We start from the raw sequence: 19,194 nt of genomic DNA, 5'->3' as shown, positions 1-19,194 counted from the left end.
TCTTATGCCTGCCTCCCTTCCAAGCCTCGGTTACGGCCTGGGTTTACGCAGTGAGTACTACCAGCAGATCCTCGAACAATCGCCGGCCGTGGATTGGTTCGAAGTGATCTCCGAGAATTACCTGGTCCAGGGCGGTAAAGCCTTGTACTACCTGGATGCGATAGCCGAGCGTTATCCCCTGGTGATGCATGGCGTGTCCCTCTCAATCGGCGGGCCGCATGCCCTCGATACCGACTACCTCAAGCAGATCAAACAGCTCGCCGAGCGTATCCAGCCGGCGTGGGTGTCCGATCACCTGTGCTGGAGCCGCGGCAGCGCCCACCAGTTGCATGACCTGCTGCCGCTGCCTTACACCGAAGAAAGCCTCTACCACGTGGCCGCCCGCGTGCGCCAAGTGCAGGATGTGTTGGAACGTCCGCTGGTGCTGGAAAACGTCTCCAGCTACGTGCGCTCCAAGGCCGATGAATTCACCGAGTGGGAATTCCTCAACGCCCTGGCCCACCTGTCGGGGTGCCAGTTGTTGCTGGACGTCAACAATGTGTACGTCAGCTCGCGCAACCATGGTTTCGATGCCTGGACGTTTATCCGCAACCTGCCGCCGCAGAGCATCCGCCAGCTGCACCTGGCAGGGCACATGGACTACGGCGACTACGTGGTCGATACCCATGACCACCCTGTGTGTGACCCGGTGTGGGCGCTCTATCAACAAACGCTGGAGCACCTGGGCCCTGTGTCGACGCTGTTGGAGCGGGACGACCATTTCCCACCCTTCGAAGAGTTGCTGACCGAGCTGAGCAAGGCCCGTGAGCTGGGGGCCATGGCGTTGGCCAGGAGACCTTTATGCGCCTGACCGATTGGCAGTTGGCCTTTGAACAACACCTGTTATCCGAAACACCCGTGGCCAACAGTGGCTTCGCCGCGACCCTGCTGGGCGGGCCGACGCTGGATGTGGACACGGGCCTGGCGATTTATCACAACGCCTATATCTCGCGGTTGCAGGACGTCTTGCGGCATGACTTCAGCGCCATTCACTATTGGTTGGGGGATGATGAATTCGCCGCGCTGACCAAAGCCTACGTGCGCCGTTATCCCTCGGCCCATTACAGCCTGCGCTGGTTGGGTGAGCGTTTCCCGACGTTTATCCTTGAGCACCTGGTGGCGGAGCAAAGTGCGCCGCTGGCGGAGCTGGCGCGGTTGGAGTGGGCGTTTACCCTGGCGTTTGATGCGCCGCAGGGCGAACCGCTGACCCTCCACGACATGGCAAGCCTGGCGCCTGAAGACTGGCCGGGCCTGCAAGTCACGCTGGCGCCCTCCGTGCAACAGGTCCTCTGCCACTTCAATACCGTGGCGATCTGGCGCGCCAGCAAGGATGACTCAGACTTCCCCCACAGCCATACGCTGGACCCGGCGCACATCTGCCTGGTATGGCGGCACCAGAATGTGTGCCAGTACCGCAGCCTGGAACCTGCAGAAATCTACGCCCTGGCGGGCATGGTGACCACCGGCTGGAGTTTTTCAGAACTGTGCGCCGAGCTGGCAGTCACTTATGCAGAGGGTGCCCCATTGCAGGCCGTGACGTGGCTGAAACAGTGGGTCCAGGACGGTTTGCTCGAGCGCCGAGCCCCATAGAAGACGGCTATCAAATCGATAGCCTCCTACTTTGTCTTGGGATGGTCTACCCTCACAGCAGACGTCTGAAACAAGGGGGGACTACTCATGCTCGCGCAACTTCCACCGGCCTTACAGAATCTTCAGCTACCGCTGCGTCTTCGACTCTGGGACGGCCATGAATTCAACTTGGGCCCCGAGCCCAGTGTAACCATCGTGGTGAAGGACCCCACGGTCGTGACCAAGCTGACCCATCCCACGCTCGATTCACTGGGCGAAGCCTTCGTCGAGGGCAAACTGGAGCTGGAAGGCTCTATCTCCGAGGTCATCCGGGTGTGTGACGAATTGAGTCATGCCCTGATCGAAGACGACGAGGGGAGTCGTCCGGTGCGCTCGATCCACGACAAGGCCACCGACGCAGCGGCCATTTCCTATCATTACGACCTGTCCAACGAGTTCTACCAGCTGTGGCTGGACCAGGATATGGCGTACTCCTGCGGTTATTTCGAAACCGGCAGCGAATCCATCGACCAGGCGCAACAAGACAAATTTCGCCACCTGTGCCGCAAGCTGCGGCTGCAGCCGGGTGAGTATTTGCTCGACGTAGGCTGTGGTTGGGGTGGGTTGGCGCGGTTTGCTGCGCGGGAGTTCGGGGTCAAAGTGTTTGGCATCACCTTGAGCAAGGAGCAACTGGCGCTGGCTCGTGAGCGGGTCAAGGCCGAAGGGCTGCAAGATCAGGTGGACCTGCAATTGCTCGACTACCGCGACCTGCCGCAAGACGGCCGTTTCGACAAAGTGGTGAGCGTGGGCATGTTCGAACACGTCGGCCACGCCAACCTGGCGCAGTACTGCAAAACCCTGTTTGGCGCCGTGCGCGAAGGCGGCCTGGTGATGAACCACGGCATTACCGCCAAGCACACCGATGGTCGCCCGGTCGGCCGTGGCGCCGGGGAGTTCATCGAGCGTTATGTGTTCCCTAACGGCGAGCTGCCGCACCTGGCGATGATGACCGCCGAAATCAGCGAAGTCGGGTTGGAAGTGGTCGATGTCGAAAGCCTGCGCCTGCACTACGCGCGCACCCTGGACCATTGGAGCGAGCGCCTGGAAGACAATCTTGAAGCGGCGGCGAAGATGGTGCCGGAGCAGGCGTTGCGCATCTGGCGGCTGTACCTGGCCGGTTGTGCGTATGCGTTTGCCCGGGGCTGGATCAACCTGCACCAGATTCTGGCGGTGAAACCCCATGCCGATGGCAGCCACGAACTGCCGTGGACGCGGGAAGATATCTACCGCTAACCCCGTTTCTGAGAACAATGAAGGTCCAAGTGTGGGAGGGGGCTTGCCCCCGATGACGGTGTGTCAGCCAATGCCTGAGTTGATTGAACCACCGCTATCGGGGGCAAGCCCCCTCCCACAGGGTTCACCGCAGTGTGTTAGAGAATCGGTGAAATAAGCCGCGCGACCCGCATGCCCAGTTGTTGCAGGCGGCGGGTCTCGCGGCTTTCTTGCTGGCTGACCTCGTGGGCCAGGGCGAAGTCGTCCAGCAGCATCTGCTCGACTTCCCGAGCGAAGGCTTCGTCGACCGTCAGCAACATCACTTCGAAATTCAACCGGAACGAACGGTTGTCCATGTTCGCACTGCCGATGGCGCTGATTTCGCTGTCCACCAACACCACCTTCTGATGCAGAAACCCCGGCGTGTAGCGGAACACCCGCACACCGGCGCGCACCGCTTCGATCGCGTAAAGGCTGGACGCCGCGTAGACGATGCGGTGGTCGGGCCGTGAGGGCAGCAACAGGCGCACATCGACCCCGCGCAGCACCGCCAGGCGCAGGGCGGCGAACACGGCTTCGTCGGGGATGAAGTACGGGCTGGTGATCCATACGCGTTCGGTCGCCGCGTGGATGGCCTCGACAAAAAACAATGAGCAGGTTTCATATGGGTCGGCGGGACCGCTGGCAAGCAATTGGCAGAGCACGCCGTCTTCCGGGTAGGCGTCCGGCAGGATCAGCGGCGGCAACTCGCGTGCCGCCCAGAACCAGTCTTCGGCAAACGACTCCTGCAGGCACGCCACCACCGGGCCGGTGACCTGCACGTGGGTATCGCGCCACGGCGCCAGCGGTGGTTTCTTGCCCAGGTATTCATCGCCGACGTTATGCCCGCCGATAAACCCGGTGATGCCGTCCACCACCACGATCTTGCGATGGTTGCGGAAGTTGACCTGGAAGCGATTGAGCCAGCCGCTGCGGGTGGCGAACGCTTTGACTTTTACCCCGGCGTCGCGCAGCGATTGTACATAACGATGGGGCAGGGCGTGGCTGCCGATGCGGTCGTAGAGCACGTGGATGTCTACGCCTTCAGCGGCTTTTTCCTTCAATAGGGCGTGCAGTTGGCGGCCAAGCTCGTCGTCATGAATGATGAAAAACTGGAACAGCACGGCTGTCCTGGCGTTGCGGATCGCCTCGAAGATTGCGCTGAACGTGGCCTCGCCATTGATCAACAAGCGCACTTCATTGTTGGCCAGGCACGGCATGCGGCCCAGCTTGGGCATGGCGCGCAAAGAGGTGTAGGCGCTGGAGTTGCGTGCTGCCAGGGCTTCCTCGACCCAGGGGCGCCAGTTCAGCGCGGTGATCGCGGTGTGCATTTCCTGGTTGGCCTGGCGGCGGGCCTGGATGTAGGCGTCGAACGTGCTGCGGCCGAAGATCAGGTAAGGGATCAACGTGAGGTAGGGCATGAACATCAGCGACAAGGCCCAGGCGATCGAGCCTTGGGCGGTCCTGACGGTCAGCACCGCGTGGATCGCGGCGAGAGTCCCGAGAAAGTGCAGCGTGGCGATGAAGTAGGCGAGCAGGTGCGGGCCAAAAAAATCCATGGACGACGGTACTCCAGACAATCCAGTGCCTAACAGACCATGTTCGGTCACGAATGTCGCTATTTTATTTGGCGTGCAACACTGACGCCTTTGCGGCGTCTAACGCCAACAATTGCCCAGGAGTTACCCGATGAATGCTCGTCTGCTTGGTTTAGCCATGGTTATTGGTTTGTCGCTGCCCGTGGCAGCACAGGCGCAGATGCTGGCGCCGGGCTTGTGGGAATTGACCACCAGCAATATGAAAGTCGATAACCAGGACCTGCCGGACCTGTCGCTGATCCTCGGTCAACTCAAGCAACAGATGACCCCTGAGCAGCGCGCCATGCTGGAAAAACAAGGCATCACCATGGCTGGCAAAGGCGTGCAGGTGTGCCTGACGCCGGCACAGGTGGCCTCTGATTCTATCCCCCTGACCGACCCGCAATCGGGCTGCAAACAGCAAGTGACCGACAAGACCGGCAACCAGTGGAAATTCCGCTTCAGTTGCCCGAAAGCCCAGGGCACGGGTGTAGCTACGTTCCAAAGCCAGAAAGAGTTTACGACCACCGTCAACGGCACCTTCAATGCCACCGGCATTCAGCAGAAGGGCAGCCTGGACAGCCACGCCCAGTGGCTGGGTAACGATTGCGGTACGGTCAAGCCTCGCGCTTAAGCCTTTCGCACAAGGCCTCGACGCTCATCTGGCCGAGGTCTTCTCCCCGGTGGCTACGCAGGCTGACGTAACCGCCGGTTTTTTCCTTCTCGCCAACTATCACCAAATACGGCGTTTTATGGAGGCTGTGTTCGCGGATCTTGTAGCCGATCTTCTCACTGCGCCGGTCCATGATCGCCCGCACGCCCACGCCTTTCAGTGCATCGCATACCTGCTGGCCGAAGTCGACCTGGTGTTGACTCATCGTGAGCACCGCCACCTGCTGGCTGGCCCAGCAGGTGCCGGTAATGCGCTGCTGTGACGCACTGCTGACAACCCTGGTCAGTTTGAAGGCCTGGATCACACCCGTGCTCGGCACGAGGGGGCCTTGGCTTGGGGCGTCAAAATCTCCCAAGCGCCGTACCGAATGATTGGTGTTTGCCAGCTGGCGCATACGCGCCTCGAGCAGTTCCAGGTCGGTCGGTGTGAAGACGCGTTCGTAGGCCAAGTCAAAGTAAAAACCGTCTTCGACTACCGCCCCGGCTACCCGTTGAGCGGCGGGAAACAGTTGTTTGACGGCCATCGCCAACAGGCTCGCGCAGGAGCGGCGCAGAATTTCCAACCCCTCGCGATCCTGGGTGGTGATGATCTGGAGCCGGGTGTCCTGTTCCAGCACGTGCTCGCAATCCACCAGCTCACCCTCGACGCGGCCGGCAACCGCTGCCTTGGCCAGCCCCGCCCCGATACTGGCAGCCACTTCATAAACTGACAAAGCGCCGTCGTACTCGCGTTGGGTGCCGTCTGGCAGGGTGATGCGGATCATCGCCGTCTTCTCTAGCGCTGGAAATGCAAAGGTAATCCTTGGCAGCTGTCTATTACCTGACCGTTATGAAAGGCCAGGTGCCCGGACACCAAGGTGGTGCTGACGCTATGGCGAAAGCTGCGCTCGGCGAAAGGCGTCCAGCCGCAGCGGGCCAGGATTGGTTGGCTGCTGACCGGTTTGCCTCCGGGCTCGAGTTTGATCAGCACCAGGTCGGCCCAATAGCCTTCGCGCAGATAACCGCGATCGGGGATGGCAAACAGATCGGCGACGCGGTGACTGGTTTTCGCGACCAGGGTCGCCAGCGGCAGGTGCCCATCGGCTACCAACTCCAGTAGCGCGGGCAGGGCATGCTGAACCAGCGGCAAGCCCGCCGGCGCTTCACGGTAATCCAGCTGTTTTTGCGCCCAGCCATGCGGGGCGTGGTCGCTGCCGATCACATCCAGGCGGTTGCTCAACAAGGCCAGGCGCAAGGCGTCGCGGTCGGCGCGGCTCTTGATCGCCGGGTTGCATTTGATCTGGTGGCCGAGGCGGTGATAGTCGCGGTCATCGAACAGCAGGTGGTGCAGGCAGACTTCGGCGGTGATGCGTTTTTCGGCCAGGGGTTTGTCTTCGAACAGCGCCAGTTCGCGGGCGCTGGTCAGGTGCAGCACGTGCAGGCGCGTGCCATGGCGCTTGGCCAATTCCACGGCAAAGGACGAGGAGCGATAGCACGCCTCGGCATCGCGGATCAGTGGGTGCGCGACGGCGGGGATCTTGTCGCCGAAGCGCTCGCGCAAACGTTGTTCGTTGGCCTGGATGCTCGGCGTGTGTTCGCAATGGGCCAGCAGGATGGTCGGCACTTCGGCGAACAGTCGCTCCAGGATCCGCGGGTCATCCACCAGCATATTGCCGGTGGACGCACCCATGAACACTTTGACCCCGGCGACTTCACGCGGGTCGAGGGCGGCGACGGTGTCGAGGTTGTCGTTGCTCACGCCGAAGTGAAAGCCATAGTTGGCCACCGAATGCAGGGCGGCGCGGCGTTTTTTATCGGCCAGGGTTTCCAGGTCCAAAGTGGCAGGGCTGGTGTTGGGCATGTCCATGAAGCTGGTGATGCCACCGGCCACCGCGGCGCGGGATTCGCTGTAGAAGCTGCCTTTGTCCGGCGCGCCGGGTTCGCGAAAGTGCACCTGGTCATCGATCATGCCCGGCAGCAGCCACTGGCCTTGGGCGTCGATTTCCACTGGCTCGTTATAGCCGTCAAGGCTGCCGGCGATCTTCTCGATGCGGCCATTGGCGACCAGTACGTCGGCGTCGAATTCCTGGCCTTCATTCACCAGGCGGGCATTGCGAATCAGCACGCGGCTCATGGCTCAGAACTCGTTTTGCAGGGCTTTGTAGCCGCGCACCAGGTCGACGTTGGTACGCGCCACGTCTTCGGAAAACTCCGAGGCGCTCACGCTCACCGGCGGGAATTGCGACAGGTCGGTGTTGGGCCCGATGCGGGTGGTGGAGGGCACGTAGAAGGCGGCGGGCAAATCGCGGCCGTCGACCACCGAGTTGTGGCGCACTACGCAGCCATCGCCCACGGCACAGTTGAACAGTACGCTGTTGAAGCCGATGAACACACGGTCGCCGACGCTGCAGGGTCCGTGGACGATGGAGCGGTGAGCAATGGAGGTGAACTCGCCGATGGTCACGGCCGCGCCGGACTTGGAGTGGATGACCACGCCGTCCTGGATGTTGGAGTTGGCGCCGATGGTGATCGGGTCCATGTCCCCGCTGGCGTCGACTTCATCGGCGCGGATCACCGCGTAGGGGCCGACGAAGACGTTCTCGCCGATGATGACCTTGCCGCAGATGATTGCGGTCTTGTCGACGTAGGCCGATTCGGCAATGACGGGAAGATCGCCGGACGGGTTTTTGCGGATCATGCTGAGGGCTCCGTGATGATGTGAACGTGGTCGCCATCGATAGCGTTGTAGAAGCAGGTGGGGCGGCCGGTGTGACACGCCGGGCCTTGCTGGTCGACGATCAGCAACACAGCGTCGCCGTCGCAATCCAGGCGTGCTTCGACCAGCTGTTGCCAATGGCCGGAGCTTTCGCCCTTGCGCCATAGCTGTTGGCGCGAGCGCGACCAGTAGCAGACTTGCCCGGTGGCCAGGGTTTCCTTGAGGGCTTGGCGGTTCATCCAGGCCAGCATCAACACCGCGCCACTGCCGTGTTGCTGGGCAATGGCGGCGATCAGGCCGTCGCTGTTCCACGGCAGTGCATCGAGTACAGGTTCCAGTGGAAAGCGGCTGCCCACGGCAGCCCCTTCCAGGTCGAGCATGCTCAGGGTCATGGCTTGCTCAGGGCCGCACACAGGGTGTTGAGGTTGTACTCGAACAACCCGGTGAAGGTGCTGGCCGGGCCTTCTGCGGCAAGGGCATCGGAGTACAGCGTGCCGCCGATCTGCGCGCCGCTTTCGTCAGCGATCTGCTTGAGCAGGCGCGAGTCCTTGATGTTTTCCATGAACACGGCCTTGACCTTGTCTTTGCGGATCTGGGTGATCAGCGCGGCGACTTCGGCGGCCGAGGGTTCACGTTCGGTGGACAAGCCCTGAGGCGCCAGGAACTCAATGCCGTAGGCCTGGCCCAGGTAGCCGAAGGCGTCATGGGAGGTGACGATGCGGCGGTTGCCTGCTGGCAGCGCACCGAACTTGGCCTTGGCTTCGGCCAGCAAGCGGTAGATTTCTTTCAGGTAGGCCTGGCTGTTGCGCAGGTAATCCGCCTTGTTCGCCGGGTCGGCGGCGACCAGCGCCTTGGTGATGTTGTTCACGTAGATTTCGGCGTTGGCCAGGTTATGCCAGGCGTGTGGGTCAGGAATGGTTTCGCCGTCTTCTTCCATGGTGTGGGAAATCACGCCTTTGCTGGCGGTGACCACGGTGGCCTTGGTTTCGGTGCTGGCCACCAGGCGGTCCAGCCACGGCTCGAAGCCCAGGCCGTTCTTGATGATCAGCTTGGCCTTGAGCAACGCCTTGGCATCGTCCGGCGTTGGCTCGTAGGTATGGGCGTCGGCGTCGGGGCCGACCATGTTGCTGATCTGGATGTGATCGCCACCAATCTGGTGGGTGATGTCATCGAGAATACTGAAGCTGGTCACCACCTGGAGTTTGTCGGCGGCCTGGGCCATCGACAGCGGCAGCAGCAGACTGAACAGCACGAGTAAAGCGCGCATCGGGAAACACCTCATTGGGATGTAAGGGAGGGCGGGCGGCGCAGCAAGCCGTGCACCGGACCGAAGACCACGGACAGCAGATACCCGGCGCCGGCCACCAGCACGATGGCCGGGCCGCTGGGCAGCGAGTAGTAGAACGAAAGCAACAAACCCAGCCATACCGACAGGCATCCCAGCACCGCCGATACTGCGATCAACACCGGCAGGCGCCGGCTCCAGAAACGCGAAGCGATGGCCGGCAGCATCATCAAACCCACCACCATCAAGGCGCCGATGGCCTGGAAACCGATCACCAGGTTCAGCACCACCAGGGTCAGGAACAACCCGTGGGCCAGTGGGCCGAGGCGGCTGACGGTTTGCAGGAACAGCGGGTCGAGGGTGTCCAGCAACAGCGGTCTGTAGATCACCGCCATGGCGATCAGGCTGAACCCCGAGACCCAGAGCATGCCGGTGAGGGTGGTTTCATCCACGGCCAGGGCGGAGCCGAACAGCAGGTGCAGCAGATCCAGACGCTTGCCGGCGATGCCGAGGATCAACACGCCGGCGGCGAGGGAGATGGGGTAGATGGCGGCGAGGCTGGCGTCTTCACGCAGGCCGGTGCGACGGGTGATCCACGCCGACAGGCCGGCCATGCTCAGGCCCGCGCCGAGGCCGCCGATGGTCAGGGCTGGCAGGCTGAGGCCGGCAAACCAGAAACCGAGGGCGGCGCCAGGCAGGATGCCGTGAGCCACAGCGTCACCGATCAGGCTCATGCGTCGCAGGATCAGGAACACCCCCAGCGGTGCGGTGCTGCAGGCGAGTACCAGTCCGCCGATCAGCGCGCGGCGCATGAATACGAAGTCGAGGAAGGGCATCCACAGGTGGGCGGCGAAGTGCATCAGGCCACCTGCATTTGGGGCTGTGGGCGGATCAGCTCTTTGCTGGGGCCGAACAGGCAGCCGGTGTTTTTGATCTGCACCACCTGCTGGGTGTGGTGGCGCACGGAAGCGAGGTCATGGCAGACCACGATCAGCGTACGGCCTGCGTCGTGCCAGGCGTGGATGTGTTTCCAGCACAGCGCCTGGCCTTCTTCATCGAGGGCGGCGTGGGGTTCATCGAGCAGCAGCACCGGCGCTTCGGCCAGGCTCATGCGGGCGAGCAGCGCGCGTTGCAGCTCACCACCGGACAATGCCATCAACGGGCGGTGTTCCAGGCCGCTGAGGCACCAGTCCTCCAACACGGCTTCAAGGCGCTGGCTGCGTTGTTGCGGGGAGAGCTGGGTGCCCCAGAATCCGGCGGCGATCAGTTCCTGCAGGCTGATGGGGAACTGGCGGTCCAGGTGCTGTTGCTGGGGCAGAAACGACAGACCGCCACGGCGTGGAACCGCCACCGTGACCTTGCCCGCCAAGGGTTTTTGCAGGCCGGCGATGACTTTGAGCAGGCTGCTTTTGCCGGTGCCGTTGGCGCCGATGATGCCGGTGAGGCTGCCTTTCTCAAGGGTGAGGTCGAGGCCGGGCGTCAGTGGTTGGCCCGGGGCGCCCCAGCGTAAGGCGGTGCAGGTGATCATGCAGGGTTTCTCGTCCAGCGGCTTTCAGCCACGGCATCGTGCGCGTGCAGGCTTTCGGCGTGGATCACTTTGAGGTGGAAGGCTTTGACGGCATCCGAGCGTTTCAAGGCGAGGTTCAGGCGGCGGGCGGCGTCTTCGCAGAACATCAGGTTCTGCCCATTGGCCAGTGCGAAGGCTTGTTCGTCCGCGCGTTTTACAGCGGTTTGTACGGCAGTGCCGAGGGCGGCTTCGACGTTATCGATCAGCTCGGTGATGGGCAGGCTGGGTTGGTCGCCGTCCAGTTCGATCAGCAACTGCGCGCTGCTGCGCTGGCTGTGGGGCGTGGCGACGATGCCGTTGGCGCTGCCGAGCCAGGTCAACACGTCCTCATGCTGCAGCGGCGTGTTGCCGAAGTCTTCAAGAAATTGCTGCTGAATCAATTGCCTGGCGAGGGCAGCGGAGCACGGGCAGGTTGAGGAATAGGTAACGTCAATTTTTAGTTCCACGTGGAACATCTGGTTTTCCAGGCGTGCCTGGATGCTCACCGGGTAGCCTTTCCAGCCGGCCAACGGGCTGACCAGCGCCGAGCGCTTGAGCAGCAGATCGGTATGGATACGCAGGTAGGCGTTATTAGATAAACCTTCATGACTGTCGAGAAAACGCTGCAGTACATTACGCAGAAGTGCAGGCGTAAGTGGCTGTTGGTCGAGCATCTCCAGTGCCAGGTACAGGCGTGACATATGAATGCCACGGGCGGCGCCATCGTCCAGGCTCACGCCGGCATCGGCGGTGGCGGTGAGGCGTTGGCCGTCGATGAGGATTGGCAGGGCGATGCCGCACATGCCCACCCAGTCGAGTGGCAAGGCTTGGCGTGAAGCCTGCGCGGCGATATCCGGCAGAGTCAGCGCATTCATGAGCAGGTCCATCATTGGAAATAAAAAGACATGTTATAGTATAACTATTGTGTCGACGATGGTTTTTCTGCGCCAGCCTTTTTTCAGTCATGTCGAGCAGGGACGCTCCTTTTTGCGGTAACTTTTCATGCACAGACGTCAGCTTCTTAACCTGCTTCTGGCCAGCCCTCTTTTCACCTTGCCATTCGCGGCCCACGCCACGCAGATCAGCAACGCCCGCCTGTGGCGCTCGGACGACAAGCTGCGGTTGGTGTTCGATCTCAGCGGCCCGGTGCAATACAAGACCTTCACCCTGAGCGCGCCGGAACGCCTGATCATTGACCTGAGCGGCGCCGGCCTCAGCGGTGATTTCTCTCAGTTGGCGTTGAAGAACAGCGGCATCACCTCGATTCGCTCTGGGCATTTTGGTAAAGGCGATACGCGCATCGTGCTGGACCTGGTCGCACCGATGCAGCTCAACAGCTTTCTATTGCCGCCCCAGGACGGCCAGGGTCATCGCCTGGTGTTGGACCTGACCAACGCCACCCAGGCGCCTCGCCAGATTGCCGCCGAACCTGCGCCGCGCGTGGATAAGGCGCACCCCAAGCGCGACATCATTGTGGTGGTGGACCCCGGCCACGGCGGCAAGGACCCGGGCGCGGTCGGGTCCAAGGGCCAGCGCGAAAAAGACGTGGTGCTGTCCATCGCGCAACTGTTGGCCAAACGCTTGAAGCGCGAGAAGGGCTTTGATGTGAAGTTGGTGCGCAACGATGACTTCTTCGTACCGCTGCGCAAACGGGTGGAGATCGCTCACAAGCACAATGCCGACATGTTTATCTCCGTGCATGCGGACGCGGCACCGCGCATTACTGCCTCGGGCGCGTCGGTGTATGCCTTGTCCGAAGGCGGCGCGACGTCCGCCACGGCGAGGTTCATGGCGCAGCGGGAAAACGGTGCCGATTTGCTTGGCGCCACCAGCCTGCTGAATCTGAAGGACAAGGACCCGATGCTCGCCGGGGTGATCCTGGACATGTCGATGAACGCCACCATCGCCTCCAGCCTGCAACTGGGCAATTCGATCCTGGGCAGCCTGGAAGGCATCACCAGCCTGCATCAGAAACGCGTGGAACAGGCGGGATTCGCGGTGCTCAAGTCACCCGACGTGCCATCGATTTTGGTGGAAACCGGGTTTATTTCCAATGCGCGGGACAGCGCGCGGCTGGTCACCGCGCGGCATCAACAGGCAGTTGCCGATGGGTTGTTCGAAGGCTTGAAAAAGTATTTCCAGAAGAACCCACCGATGAACAGCTACATGGCGTGGGTGCAGGAACAGAAGAACGCCCAGGTCTAGCAACCCGTTATACGGCTGCAGGTGAATTTGGCGCTGGCGCCACCCGAACTGGAAAACCGGTTGAGGGTGGTCCAGCCCACGCGCCGCGTGTAGCCGACCCACGCCTCACCATCCGACGCCAACCCGGTAAAGAACGTCAGCTGCCCGTAGCGGCTGTTGGTCTGCGCCCAGTAGCGCTTGCCGATCACCTCATACCCGCGCAAATACGTGGTACTGCCGACGGTCGCCACGCTGTAGGCATTGCCCAATGGATCCACACAAGCCAGCAGGTTGGCGCTGCGCGTGCAGTGGGCCAACAGGCTGGGGGCCTGGGCGCAGGCAGGTCCCGCCGCAGCCAAAAACAGGGCGCACACCAGGTATTTCATCAGGTTTCTCGCGGCAGGGAAGTGTTCAAGCATTGCGCCCTTCGTCGTGGTGAGCAAGAGGGTATTGGCTTATTTGTATTGTTATACTATAACATAAAAGCACAGCCTGACCCGTGAACCGCTCTCCATGACCGAACAAGACCTGCTGGCCCAGCTGCCCGACGACTACATGAATGAGGCCCAACAAGGCTTCTTCCGTGAGTTGCTGCTGGCCCAACGCAAAGAGCTGCAAGCGCGTATCGACGCCCAATTCCTGCTGCTGCGCGAGCAGGAAACCAACAGCGACCCGGCCGATGTCGGTAGCGCTGAAGAACAGCGTCAATGGCAACTGCGCCTGCTGGAGCGGGAAAAGAAGCTGCTGGACAAGATCGACGACGCCCTCGAATTGCTGGCGCGCGGCGAGTACGGCTGGTGCCGCGAGACTGGCGAGCCCATCGGCCTGAAGCGCTTGTTGCTGCGTCCTACCGCCACCCTGTGTATCGAAGCCAAAGAACGTGAAGAGCTGCGCGAACGCCATAAACGGGCGATTTGACCGGCCAACCCTGATGAGGAATACCTGATGCCCAATCGCCTCCCCGTTACTGTGTTGTCCGGCTTTCTCGGCGCCGGTAAAAGCACGCTGCTTAACTATGTCCTGCGCAACCGCGAAAATCTGCGGGTGGCGGTGATCGTCAACGATATGAGCGAAATCAACATCGATGGCAGCGAAGTCCAGCGCGACGTCACCCTCAACCGTGCCGAAGAAAAACTGGTGGAGATGAGCAACGGCTGCATCTGCTGCACCTTGCGTGAAGACTTGCTGGAAGAAGTCGGAAAACTCGCCAAGGAAGGTCGCTTCGATTACCTGCTGATCGAATCCACCGGCATCTCCGAGCCCTTGCCGGTGGCCGAGACCTTCACCTTTCGTGACGAGAACGAGCAAAGCCTGGCCGACATCGCCCGTCTGGACACCATGGTCACCGTGGTCGACGGCATGAACTTCCTGCTCGACTACCAGGCCGCCGAAAGCCTGGCCTCGCGCGGTGAAACCCTCGGTGAAGAAGACGAGCGCTCCATCACCGACCTGCTGATCGAGCAGATCGAATTCGCCGACGTGATCCTTATCAGCAAGATCGACCTGATCAGCAGCCGCGAACGTGAAGAGTTGATGGCAATCCTCGAGCGCCTCAACGCCCAGGCGGAAATCATCCCGATGGTCATGGGCGAAGTGCCGCTGAACAAGATCCTCAACACCGGCCGTTTCGACTTCGAGCGCGCCGCCCAGGCGCCGGGCTGGCTGCAGGAATTGCGCGGTGAACATGTGCCGGAAACCGAGGAATACGGCATCGCCTCCACCGCTTACCGCGCGCGCCGCCCGTTTCATCCGCAGCGCTTTTTCGACTTTATCGACCGCCCCTGGGTCAACGGCAAACTGCTGCGCTCCAAGGGGTTTTTCTGGCTGGCCAGCAAACACCAGGATGCGGGCAGTTGGTCCCAGGCCGGTGGCCTGATGCGTCATGGGTTTGCCGGCCGCTGGTGGCGCTTTGTGCCCAAAAGCCAATGGCCTCAGGACGAAGAGAGCATCGCGGCGATCATGGGCAACTGGCAACTGAGCACTGGCGACTGCCGCCAGGAGCTGGTGTTTATCGGCCAGAACATCGACTTCACCCGAATGCGCGCCGAGTTGGATGCGTGCTTGCTCACCGATGAAGAAATGGCCCTGAGCGTCGAAGGCTGGCGCCTGCTGGCCGACCCTTTTGGCCCCTGGTATGAGGAGGCAGCCGCCTGATGCTGGCCCCGGTGATTCCCCTGCGTCCCGTGATTCGCCAGACCTGCGGTGACACCCCGCTGGCGCTGTCCGATATCCTCGAAGACGGCGTCAACCTGGCGCTGTGGCAGCGTCAGTTGCCGCTGCACATCGCCGAGTTCGGCGCCTTGTTGGTGTCGCTCAACGAGCCGTTGGCCGACTCCATGGTCATCGAGCTCAACAATGAAGATGCCGAGCCCAACTTGCAGGGTTTGGCGTCCAGTTGTCGTGATCTTGAGGGCTACGAAGGCTTTATCGCCGATGTGTCGTGGCTGGTCAGTGCGTTCGCCTGCCTGCTCGGCGCCAAGCGGATCGGCGTGCGCCTGCGTCTGTTGGATAAAGCCATGTGCCCGCGTTTTCACGTCGACCACGTGCCGGTGCGTCTGATCACCACCTATGCCGGGGTTGGCAGCCAGTGGTTGCGTGAAGGCGTGATGGACCGTCGCAAACTCAGCCAGCCGGACGCCGAACCCACCGAGCGTATCGAGCAGATCCACTGCGGCGAAGTGGCCTTGCTCAAGGGCACCAAATGGCATGGCAATGAAGGCCATGGCCTGATTCACCGTTCGCCCGCACTGAAGGCCGACGAGCGCCGCTTGATCCTGACACTGGATTGGCTCGCATAACCGCGTAGGATCAAACGCTCTACACGGTCCGAACGATGCCTCTCATGCTGCAGAACATTCCCACCCACGTGATTGCCGGGCCCTTGGGCGCCGGCAAGACCAGCCTCATCCAGCACCTGCTCGCCCAACGCCCAGCCAATGAGCGTTGGGCTGTGTTGATCAACGAGTTCGGGCAGATCGGCCTGGACGCTGCCTTGCTCACGCAAGATGACGACGGCATTGCCTTGGGCGAAGTTGCGGGAGGTTGCCTGTGTTGTGTGAATGGCGCTCCGTTCCAAGTAGGCTTGGGTCGCTTGTTGCGTAAGGCCAAGCCTGATCGGTTGTTTATCGAACCCTCGGGCCTGGGTCATCCGGCGCAGTTGCTCAAGCAGTTGCGCGAAGCGCCGTGGCACAACGTGCTGGCCGTCCAGCCGTGCGTGCTGGTGCTGGATGCGCAAGCGCTGGCGGCGGGCAAACCCTTGCCCCCAGCGCAGCAGGAAGCGTTGGCGAGTGCCGGGTTGCTGGTATTGAACAAGGACGAAGCACTGAATGCAGCGCAGCGCGAGGTGATCGAGCGCCAGTTACCCGAATGCCCGCTTTACTGGACTCGCCAGGCGCATCTACCGCTGGCGCATTTACCTGGCCTTGACGCACGGGCTGTTGCGGCTGTGGGTAACTTCGCCGTGCCCACAGGCCTGGGGCAAATGCCGGCTATCTGGACCGATCCTGACCAACCCATTTGCCTGAGTCAGGCTCAAGAGGGCGGTTGGAGCATTGGCTGGCGCTGGCACCCCAGCCAGCAGTTCGACACCCCGCAGCTGCATAACTGGCTTACAAGCCTTGATTGGCGCCGCGCCAAGCTGGTTATCCACAGTGCCGAAGGCTGGGTGTCCGCCAACGCTGTGGATAACGGCCCGCTCAGCTGGCAACCCAGCGAATGGCGCCGCGATTCGCGTATCGAATTGATCTTCAGCGAGCCACAGGACGTGGATGTGTTACAGCGTGCGCTGGCCGCCAGTCGTCAGTGACGGTTCTTGGACGCATGGTCCTGGCGCCACTGGCTCAGCTCAATCACCTCGGCACTGGGCAGCGGCGTCTTGATCTCGAACGGGTAGGGCGCCAGTTCGATCTGCGCACTGTGGGCACCGAACTGGGTGATAGTCCCTGGATGGCGGGTTTCACCGGTCACGGTGAACTCGAAGTTGTAGATGCGCGCCAGGCGCCGCCGACCGTTGGCATCCTTTACAAAGCCGATGCGCTTGAGTGCCACCGCACCGTCCAGCAGTTCGATGTCGAGCTTGGCGCAATGTTGCTTGACCCGCTCCAGCGCCCGCTCGCGCAGGCCGTGGTTATGCCATACCCAGGCGGCACCGGTCGCCAGCAGCATCAACACGAACATGTTTCCCAGGGTCAGCATGCGAAAAACTCCAACAAAGTGAGAGCAGCTTAACTGTGTCGCCGGTCTGTCGTACAGGCTGCGTTTAGTCGCATACTGCGCGGCCAGAATTTCATTGGTTTTACGGAAATCTCCCGCATGAAACGCACACCTCATCTGCTTGCGATCCAGTCTCATGTGGTCTTTGGCCACGCCGGAAACAGCGCCGCCGTGTTCCCCATGCAGCGCGTGGGGGTGAACGTGTGGCCGCTGAACACGGTGCAGTTCTCCAACCACACCCAGTATGGCCAATGGGCGGGAGAAGTGTTGGCGCCACAGCAGATTCCCGCGTTGGTGGAAGGCATTGCCGCCATCGGCGAGCTGGGCAATTGCGATGCGATTCTGTCCGGCTACCTGGGCAGCGCCGATCAGGGCCGGGCGATTCTGACCGGCGTTGCGCGCATCAAGGCCATCAACCCCAAGGCCCTGTACCTGTGCGACCCGGTGATGGGGCATCCTGAAAAGGGCTGCATCGTGCCCCAGGAAGTCAGCGATTTCCTGCTGGACGAAGCCGCGGCCATGGCCGACTTCCTGTGCCCCAACCAGTTGGAGTTGGACAGCTTTGCCGGGCGCAAGCCGCAATCGCTGTTCGATTGCCTGGCCATGGCCAAGGCGTTGCTGGCGCGTGGGCCGAAGGCCGTATTGGTCAAACACCTGGATTATCCAGGCAAGTTGCCGGACGGTTTCGAGATGCTACTGGTGACCGCCGATGGTAGCTGGCATTTGCGCCGGCCGCTGCTGGCGTTCCCCCGTCAGCCGGTGGGCGTCGGCGATTTGACCTCGGGGCTGTTTCTGGCGCGTGTTCTGTTGGGCGACAGCCTGCTCGCCGCCTTCGAATTCACCGCCGCAGCGGTCCATGAAGTGCTGTTGGAAACCCAGGCCTGCGCCAGTTACGAACTGGACCTGGTGCGCGCCCAGGACCGCATTGCCCATCCTCGCGTGCGTTTCGAAGCCACGCCTATCGGGTTGTAGGAATATTCCTGATTGAGCCAGGCAAAGGGCGTCCGGTACTATCGGGCGCCTCTTAGTCCCCTGTGCTTTTCAAGGAAGAACCATGTCCCCCGTATTCCCTTCGCCACGGGCACTGACCGCCCTGGTGCTGACATCGTTGCTGGCCGGTTGCAGTGTGAACGGTACTTACCCTGACGCCACCGAGCCGGACGCTGCCAAGCTGCGCTTCATCTCCAATACCTCCAATACCACCATCGACGTCTACGATGCGCAGCATTGCATGGGCCAGACCACCGGCATGCTCAACAATATTTTCCTGGTCGATACCCGGCGGCGTGTCGGCATGTCGGTGCCCCCGCCGGCCACGGCCAGAGGCTTGCTGGAGTTCAAGCTGGCACCCGGCAAAGAAACCATGTTGATGATCAACACCAATGGCGGCAGCTATGTCTGCGGCAAATCAATGAGCATCACGCCAAAGGCCGGGGAAGAGTACGAAGTGACCTTCGATATGGCGCGTGGCATCTGCACGACCTCGTTGCAGCGCCTGACGCGCTCGGGTGGCAAAGATGTGCGCATTCCACAGCCGATATTCGAGAACGGCATGCCATCGTGCGCGGGCAAAAGCCCGATATTCGGCAAGGTGATCCCGGATACGCCACACCGTACCGCGCTGATCAACGCGATCGTTGAAACCCATATGCAACTCATCACGTTGATGGAGCCTGACACCGCGCAGCGTCCGCAAGCCGTCGAAGAGTCAATCGCCGAGCGCAAGGCGCGATTCGGCTCATTCACGCCACCTGACGACTATTGGGTTCAGTACCGTCAGAACTATGCACTGGTGAATCAGGAAATGGCCGGCCGCAAGGCGCGTACCCTGGCGCTTTATGAGCGGGTTTACCGCATGCGCCTGAGCGGCACCGAAGATGCCATCCTGGAGCAATGGCAGAACCCGACGGACGCCGCCGTGGTCGAGCGCGTCAAGGCGAACGACAAGTTGATGGCGCAGTACTACAAAAACACCAGCAAAGCGGTGATGGTGGACATCGTGAACCATCATATGGAGCGCATGAGCCAGTTGGACCAGCGCTTTGATGTCTGTGCCCACGATGATCAGTGCTGGCGATTGTAGGAGCGCGGTTGTTCGCTCCTA

22 protein-coding genes are annotated in these 19,194 nt (G+C 61.6%); 11 read left to right on the top strand and 11 right to left on the bottom strand.

Translation table 11 applies throughout. The features are described from left to right. Window positions 1–4: 4 nt before the first annotated feature. From M2497_RS00755 to cfaB, 3 genes are all read left to right on the top strand, one after another. A complete protein-coding gene (locus tag M2497_RS00755) occupies window positions 5–850 on the top strand; it encodes a DUF692 domain-containing protein (RefSeq protein ID WP_248485446.1) in 846 nt (281 codons plus the stop codon). Next, complete coding sequence (locus M2497_RS00750; RefSeq protein ID WP_248485445.1) at window positions 841–1,629, top strand: DNA-binding domain-containing protein; 789 nt, start codon at window positions 841–843, stop codon at window positions 1,627–1,629. Before M2497_RS00755 ends, M2497_RS00750 begins: the two co-directional genes overlap by 10 nt. An 87-nt stretch (window positions 1,630–1,716) precedes the next feature. Continuing rightward, entirely contained in the window at window positions 1,717–2,901 is a 1,185-nt protein-coding gene (gene cfaB, locus M2497_RS00745; RefSeq protein ID WP_071494697.1) for a C17 cyclopropane fatty acid synthase CfaB, read from the top strand. A gap of 137 nt (window positions 2,902–3,038) precedes the next feature. Here cfaB and cls read toward each other — a convergent pair whose 3' ends face one another. Beyond that, window positions 3,039–4,478 (bottom strand): cardiolipin synthase, encoded by a 1,440-nt coding sequence (gene cls, locus M2497_RS00740; RefSeq protein ID WP_248485444.1) that lies wholly within the window; start codon window positions 4,476–4,478, stop codon window positions 3,039–3,041. Window positions 4,479–4,608: 130 nt separating this feature from the next. On the opposite strand from cls, the gene M2497_RS00735 reads away from it, so the two are divergent. Beyond that, window positions 4,609–5,130: a DUF3617 domain-containing protein gene (locus tag M2497_RS00735; RefSeq protein WP_071494695.1), complete on the top strand. Its 522-nt coding sequence runs from the start codon at window positions 4,609–4,611 to the stop codon at window positions 5,128–5,130. Here M2497_RS00735 and M2497_RS00730 read toward each other — a convergent pair. The 8 genes from M2497_RS00730 to folE2 are packed head-to-tail and all read right to left on the bottom strand — an operon-like array spanning window position 5,114 to window position 11,569. Next, window positions 5,114–5,932 carry a His/Gly/Thr/Pro-type tRNA ligase C-terminal domain-containing protein gene (locus M2497_RS00730; RefSeq protein ID WP_248485443.1) on the bottom strand — a complete coding sequence of 273 codons (819 nt, stop codon included), beginning with the start codon at window positions 5,930–5,932 and terminating at the stop codon, window positions 5,114–5,116. The two genes, M2497_RS00735 and M2497_RS00730, sit on opposite strands and share 17 nt — an antisense overlap. A gap of 11 nt (window positions 5,933–5,943) precedes the next feature. Then, window positions 5,944–7,281 (bottom strand): dihydroorotase, encoded by a 1,338-nt coding sequence (locus M2497_RS00725; protein ID WP_248485442.1) that lies wholly within the window; start codon window positions 7,279–7,281, stop codon window positions 5,944–5,946. A 3-nt stretch (window positions 7,282–7,284) separates the two neighbouring features. Continuing rightward, window positions 7,285–7,845 carry a DapH/DapD/GlmU-related protein gene (locus M2497_RS00720; RefSeq protein ID WP_058424331.1) on the bottom strand — a complete coding sequence of 187 codons (561 nt, stop codon included), beginning with the start codon at window positions 7,843–7,845 and terminating at the stop codon, window positions 7,285–7,287. After that, window positions 7,842–8,255, bottom strand: coding sequence for a phosphoribosyl-AMP cyclohydrolase (hisI, locus tag M2497_RS00715; protein WP_071494692.1), 414 nt, complete (start codon window positions 8,253–8,255; stop codon window positions 7,842–7,844). Before hisI ends, M2497_RS00720 begins: the two co-directional genes overlap by 4 nt. After that, on the bottom strand, window positions 8,252–9,130 hold the full coding sequence (locus M2497_RS00710; protein WP_248485441.1) for a metal ABC transporter substrate-binding protein: 879 nt from the start codon (window positions 9,128–9,130) through the stop codon (window positions 8,252–8,254). The genes hisI and M2497_RS00710 overlap by 4 nt, the downstream gene beginning before the upstream one ends. A gap of 11 nt (window positions 9,131–9,141) precedes the next feature. After that, window positions 9,142–10,008 (bottom strand): metal ABC transporter permease, encoded by an 867-nt coding sequence (locus tag M2497_RS00705; protein ID WP_071494690.1) that lies wholly within the window; start codon window positions 10,006–10,008, stop codon window positions 9,142–9,144. Then, window positions 10,008–10,676, bottom strand: a complete 669-nt coding sequence (locus M2497_RS00700; protein ID WP_248485440.1) for an ATP-binding cassette domain-containing protein — start codon at window positions 10,674–10,676, stop codon at window positions 10,008–10,010. Before M2497_RS00700 ends, M2497_RS00705 begins: the two co-directional genes overlap by 1 nt. Next, entirely contained in the window at window positions 10,673–11,569 is an 897-nt protein-coding gene (folE2, locus tag M2497_RS00695) for a GTP cyclohydrolase FolE2 (RefSeq protein WP_248485439.1), read from the bottom strand. The genes M2497_RS00700 and folE2 overlap by 4 nt, the downstream gene beginning before the upstream one ends. A 127-nt stretch (window positions 11,570–11,696) precedes the next feature. Here folE2 and M2497_RS00690 point away from each other — a divergent pair, with 127 nt between their 5' ends. After that, a complete protein-coding gene (locus M2497_RS00690) occupies window positions 11,697–12,899 on the top strand; it encodes an N-acetylmuramoyl-L-alanine amidase (RefSeq protein WP_248485438.1) in 1,203 nt (400 codons plus the stop codon). Here M2497_RS00690 and M2497_RS00685 read toward each other — a convergent pair. Further along, on the bottom strand, window positions 12,896–13,264 hold the full coding sequence (locus M2497_RS00685) for a glutamine synthetase (protein ID WP_071494687.1): 369 nt from the start codon (window positions 13,262–13,264) through the stop codon (window positions 12,896–12,898). The two genes, M2497_RS00690 and M2497_RS00685, sit on opposite strands and share 4 nt — an antisense overlap. Window positions 13,265–13,391: 127 nt before the next feature. On the opposite strand from M2497_RS00685, the gene dksA reads away from it, so the two are divergent. From dksA to M2497_RS00665, 4 genes are read left to right on the top strand one after another with little or no spacing between them, the layout of a single operon-like run. Further along, entirely contained in the window at window positions 13,392–13,796 is a 405-nt protein-coding gene (gene dksA, locus M2497_RS00680) for an RNA polymerase-binding protein DksA (RefSeq protein WP_248485437.1), read from the top strand. Between the two features lie 27 nt (window positions 13,797–13,823). Then, a complete protein-coding gene (zigA, locus tag M2497_RS00675; protein ID WP_248485436.1) occupies window positions 13,824–15,032 on the top strand; it encodes a zinc metallochaperone GTPase ZigA in 1,209 nt (402 codons plus the stop codon). Continuing rightward, window positions 15,032–15,676: a DUF1826 domain-containing protein gene (locus M2497_RS00670; RefSeq protein WP_248485435.1), complete on the top strand. Its 645-nt coding sequence runs from the start codon at window positions 15,032–15,034 to the stop codon at window positions 15,674–15,676. Before zigA ends, M2497_RS00670 begins: the two co-directional genes overlap by 1 nt. Before the next feature lie 44 nt (window positions 15,677–15,720). Further along, entirely contained in the window at window positions 15,721–16,683 is a 963-nt protein-coding gene (locus M2497_RS00665) for a CobW family GTP-binding protein (protein WP_248485434.1), read from the top strand. Here the strand turns inward: M2497_RS00665 and M2497_RS00660 are convergent. After that, complete coding sequence (locus M2497_RS00660) at window positions 16,677–17,072, bottom strand: DUF3301 domain-containing protein (protein WP_058424321.1); 396 nt, start codon at window positions 17,070–17,072, stop codon at window positions 16,677–16,679. The genes M2497_RS00665 and M2497_RS00660 overlap by 7 nt on opposite strands. 117 nt (window positions 17,073–17,189) lie before the next feature. On the opposite strand from M2497_RS00660, the gene pdxY reads away from it, so the two are divergent. Together pdxY and M2497_RS00650 are read left to right on the top strand one after the other, a co-directional pair. Further along, entirely contained in the window at window positions 17,190–18,062 is an 873-nt protein-coding gene (pdxY, locus tag M2497_RS00655) for a pyridoxal kinase PdxY (RefSeq protein WP_248485433.1), read from the top strand. Window positions 18,063–18,144: 82 nt separating this feature from the next. Beyond that, the gene (locus M2497_RS00650; protein WP_248485432.1) at window positions 18,145–19,173 is read left to right on the top strand and encodes a hypothetical protein; all 1,029 of its coding nucleotides are present in this window, start codon (window positions 18,145–18,147) and stop codon (window positions 19,171–19,173) included. The last annotated feature ends 21 nt before the right edge of the window (window positions 19,174–19,194 follow it).

The organism is Pseudomonas sp. CYM-20-01 (genome assembly GCF_023169845.1).
Taxonomy (GTDB): Bacteria; Pseudomonadota; Gammaproteobacteria; order Pseudomonadales; family Pseudomonadaceae; genus Aquipseudomonas; species Aquipseudomonas azotoformans.
The sequence above is the reverse complement of the archived record's forward strand: the minus strand, read 5'-3'. Positions and strand labels throughout refer to the sequence as shown.

Bases quoted from the DNA above. Each gene is read 5' to 3' on its own strand.
- M2497_RS00755 (WP_248485446.1), top strand. From the start codon at position 5: ATGCCTGCCTCCCTTCCAAGCCTCGGTTACGGCCTGGGTTTACGCAGT.
- M2497_RS00750 (WP_248485445.1), top strand. From the start codon at position 841: ATGCGCCTGACCGATTGGCAGTTGGCCTTTGAACAACACCTGTTATCC.
- cfaB (WP_071494697.1), top strand. From the start codon at position 1,717: ATGCTCGCGCAACTTCCACCGGCCTTACAGAATCTTCAGCTACCGCTG.
- cls (WP_248485444.1), bottom strand. From the start codon at position 4,478: ATGGATTTTTTTGGCCCGCACCTGCTCGCCTACTTCATCGCCACGCTG.
- M2497_RS00735 (WP_071494695.1), top strand. From the start codon at position 4,609: ATGAATGCTCGTCTGCTTGGTTTAGCCATGGTTATTGGTTTGTCGCTG.
- M2497_RS00730 (WP_248485443.1), bottom strand. From the start codon at position 5,932: ATGATCCGCATCACCCTGCCAGACGGCACCCAACGCGAGTACGACGGC.
- M2497_RS00725 (WP_248485442.1), bottom strand. From the start codon at position 7,281: ATGAGCCGCGTGCTGATTCGCAATGCCCGCCTGGTGAATGAAGGCCAG.
- M2497_RS00720 (WP_058424331.1), bottom strand. From the start codon at position 7,845: ATGATCCGCAAAAACCCGTCCGGCGATCTTCCCGTCATTGCCGAATCG.
- hisI (WP_071494692.1), bottom strand. From the start codon at position 8,255: ATGACCCTGAGCATGCTCGACCTGGAAGGGGCTGCCGTGGGCAGCCGC.
- M2497_RS00710 (WP_248485441.1), bottom strand. From the start codon at position 9,130: ATGCGCGCTTTACTCGTGCTGTTCAGTCTGCTGCTGCCGCTGTCGATG.
- M2497_RS00705 (WP_071494690.1), bottom strand. From the start codon at position 10,008: ATGCACTTCGCCGCCCACCTGTGGATGCCCTTCCTCGACTTCGTATTC.
- M2497_RS00700 (WP_248485440.1), bottom strand. From the start codon at position 10,676: ATGATCACCTGCACCGCCTTACGCTGGGGCGCCCCGGGCCAACCACTG.
- folE2 (WP_248485439.1), bottom strand. From the start codon at position 11,569: ATGAATGCGCTGACTCTGCCGGATATCGCCGCGCAGGCTTCACGCCAA.
- M2497_RS00690 (WP_248485438.1), top strand. From the start codon at position 11,697: ATGCACAGACGTCAGCTTCTTAACCTGCTTCTGGCCAGCCCTCTTTTC.
- M2497_RS00685 (WP_071494687.1), bottom strand. From the start codon at position 13,264: ATGAAATACCTGGTGTGCGCCCTGTTTTTGGCTGCGGCGGGACCTGCC.
- dksA (WP_248485437.1), top strand. From the start codon at position 13,392: ATGACCGAACAAGACCTGCTGGCCCAGCTGCCCGACGACTACATGAAT.
- zigA (WP_248485436.1), top strand. From the start codon at position 13,824: ATGCCCAATCGCCTCCCCGTTACTGTGTTGTCCGGCTTTCTCGGCGCC.
- M2497_RS00670 (WP_248485435.1), top strand. From the start codon at position 15,032: ATGCTGGCCCCGGTGATTCCCCTGCGTCCCGTGATTCGCCAGACCTGC.
- M2497_RS00665 (WP_248485434.1), top strand. From the start codon at position 15,721: ATGCTGCAGAACATTCCCACCCACGTGATTGCCGGGCCCTTGGGCGCC.
- M2497_RS00660 (WP_058424321.1), bottom strand. From the start codon at position 17,072: ATGCTGACCCTGGGAAACATGTTCGTGTTGATGCTGCTGGCGACCGGT.
- pdxY (WP_248485433.1), top strand. From the start codon at position 17,190: ATGAAACGCACACCTCATCTGCTTGCGATCCAGTCTCATGTGGTCTTT.
- M2497_RS00650 (WP_248485432.1), top strand. From the start codon at position 18,145: ATGTCCCCCGTATTCCCTTCGCCACGGGCACTGACCGCCCTGGTGCTG.